Origin of the sequence: Synechococcus sp. H55.2, assembly GCF_047462495.1 — a bacterium.
Lineage (GTDB): Bacteria > Cyanobacteriota > Cyanobacteriia > Thermostichales > Thermostichaceae > Thermostichus.
In genome coordinates, this window is sequence record NZ_JANSJH010000135.1 from 1 (window position 1) to 1862 (window position 1862).

At 61.5% G+C, this 1862-nt stretch carries 2 protein-coding genes and 1 pseudogene; 1 reads left to right on the plus strand and 2 read right to left on the minus strand.

Features of this window, described 5'->3' with window-relative positions; all coding sequences use genetic code 11:
• Positions 1-782 (minus strand): Tab2 family RNA-binding protein (locus tag NW844_RS12020; RefSeq protein WP_414335945.1); only part of this gene is annotated, 782 nt, incomplete at its 3' end.
• 19 nt (positions 783-801) lie between these two features.
• Entirely contained in the window at positions 802-1290 is a 489-nt protein-coding gene (locus NW844_RS12025) for a VOC family protein (protein ID WP_414335947.1), read from the minus strand.
• Between the two features lie 256 nt (positions 1291-1546).
• On the opposite strand from NW844_RS12025, the pseudogene NW844_RS12030 reads away from it, so the two are divergent.
• Positions 1547-1862, plus strand: a pseudogene (locus NW844_RS12030) (energy transducer TonB); the annotation flags it as partial.

The following is a 1862-nucleotide window of genomic DNA, read 5'->3' on the forward strand; positions in this document are numbered from 1 at the left end:
AAGTGGATCCCTTGGGCTTGGCGTTGGCGTTGGGCAAAGCCTTCTGCCTCCGCTTGCAGCTTTTCATCTTTTAGTTGCGCAAACAGGTAGCAATCGCTGAGGCCAGCCTCGAACAGCAGCCGTCCCTCCGCCACCGTCAAGTAGGCAGGCTCCATACCGCTCAGCCAGGCTGCTATGGGCAGCGCCCGCCGCGAGGCAATCACCAACCCAGGAATGATGGTGTCAGGCGCCAGGGCCTCCCAGTTTAGGGGGAACAGCTCGCCAAATTCCATTGGCCAGGTCTCGGCATCCCGCAGATCCCCGGCCCGCAAGGTAACGAACGCCCAGCGCTCCCCCTGCAACTTGTCCGGCAGGGGGATGGGATCCGGCGGATCCGGCTCCACCGGCGGCTCGGGGCTGTAGGTAAATTGGGTTTCCTGAGGGTAAACCTGCTCTGCCCGTTCCCGCATCCAGGCCTTGAGGGCATAGACGCGGCGGCTGGGCAGCATCGGGATCCCAACGGCGTTGCAGGCCCGCTGCAAAATGGAGCTCATGCGGGCGCGGAAGACGCGAATGGCCGAAGGGGGCTGGGGGGCCACTTCCAAATAGCTGCGCAACTGTTGGGCCACCCAGGTGCTATTGACCTCTTGGTTGCTGCAGTACTGGGCCTGGCGAAACTGGCCGCTGGCATCGCACACCAGCAGCTCCCAAACCCGCCGCTCCTGCGCATCCCGCAGCGGAACGGCGTTAAAATCCATCTGCCAAATGGGGCCGCGCGCAGGGCCTAGGGGTTGAGTGGCCAAAGGATCCCTCCTGTTCGCGCTATGTGCCACTTTCGCCACCACCTGAGTGGGCCGAGGGGTGTTCCCGCGAGCGGTGCGAAGCCTCATCCCCGACCATGGCCCATTCCCGCTCCCCGAAAATGGCGGTGGTGTGGCGGTAGTGCTTAAACTCCAGCAGGTTGTAGAAGGGATCCTGCAAAAAGAAGGTGCCGTGCTCCAGGGGGGTGCCGACAAAGCGCCAGCGCGGCTCCTGATAGAAAGGCAATCCCCGTGCCTGGGCCCGCTCAGCCAGCGCCTGCCAATCTGCTTGGGCAGGGAAGATCAGGCCAAAGTGGCGGGGGTAGATGCCCCGCTGGGGCCTCAGCTCTTCCTGGGTGAGGTGGGCCACCAGTTGATGGCCATAGAGGTTCAAAATGACTGAAACAGGCGTTTCCCGACCGATTTGGCAACCCAAGCCCTCGCCGTAGTAAGTCTTGGCCAAGGCAATATCGGCAACGGGAAAGGCCAGATGAAAGCGGATGGGTTCCATGGGCTCTCTCGCAAAGCAGCCTGCTCGACTCAGGATCCCTGCTCTTTATCAAGGTAGGCGATTTTGGAACGGCTGCTGCCAGGTGGGATCCCTTCTCAGGCCCAAGCTGTACGCCTTTGCGCAGGAGTGCCAACCGCTCGGATGCTATAACACTAGCTAGTGTGTAATCCGCTCGCGTCAGCGGGACGGAGTGGCCGAGTCTGCAACAAGAGAACTCGGTGTGTTGAGAGGTTTGTAAGAAGGGGCAATCTTGGCCATGGCCAGCATCTGGGTTGAACAGCGCCGCCGCGAGGACGAGTCGCGCGATTTTTTTTGGATGGTGGCGCTGTCCTTGTTGCTGCATGCGCTGGCGCTGCTGGCCTTGCTCTACTGGAGTCGGTTTTGGCCGCTTCGCCAGGAAGAACAAAAAGCCATCGAGTTTATCCTTCTGAAGCCAGAAGATCTCAAGCCGCCGGAAGAGGCAAAGCTGGTTTCAGAAGTGGATTCCCGCGATGGGGGCAAACGGGCGGAAGCCCCTCCTTCCCAGGGCAGTCCACCCCAATCCCAGGCTGCTCCTCGCCAGGAGGCTCCCC

Bases quoted from the DNA above. Each gene is read 5' to 3' on its own strand.
- NW844_RS12025 (WP_414335947.1), bottom strand. From the start codon at position 1,290: ATGGAACCCATCCGCTTTCATCTGGCCTTTCCCGTTGCCGATATTGCC.